Origin of the sequence: Burkholderia territorii (genome assembly GCF_902833055.1) — a bacterium.
In the GTDB taxonomy this organism is placed as follows: Bacteria; Pseudomonadota; Gammaproteobacteria; order Burkholderiales; family Burkholderiaceae; genus Burkholderia; species Burkholderia territorii.
Genome location: NZ_CADFEJ010000136.1, coordinates 1 through 461, shown reverse-complemented (window position 1 = coordinate 461; position 461 = coordinate 1). Strand labels below are relative to the sequence as shown.

The 461-nt window shown below is 68.3% G+C and carries 1 pseudogene; it reads left to right on the top strand.

Annotated elements, in window-relative coordinates:
* Positions 1–461 (top strand): annotated as a pseudogene (locus HW466_RS31400) (glycosyl transferase family 51); the annotation flags it as partial.

Below are 461 nucleotides of genomic sequence, written 5' to 3'. Positions count from 1 at the left end.
GCCACCAGCCCCGTGCCGGTCTGGAAGCGTGTGAAATGGTTGCTCATCGCGGCCGTGCTGATCGCACTGGTCGTGGTGGTCAGGCTTTGCCAGATCGAATTCGCGACCTCGCGATGGCAGGCCCGCTATCTCTCCAGCCTGGCCAGCGACGTCGGCTACACGGTCGGCGACGGCCCCAGCGACAGCATCCGCTATCCGCTCGACGGGCCCTACGACACCCGCCTCGGTTATTCCCAGCTACCCGCCTTCGAGCAACGCCTCGCCGCGCGCGGCTACAGCATCGCGGCGCAGGCACGCGACTCCGCGCGCCTGCTCTCGCTGGCCGACGAAGGCCTGTTCCTGCCATACGACGAGAAGGACCAGGCCGGCCTCACGCTGCGCGACGCGAGCGGCGCGCCGATCTACGACGCCACCTTCCCGCATCGCGTCTATGCCGATTTCGATGCCATCCCGCCGCTGGT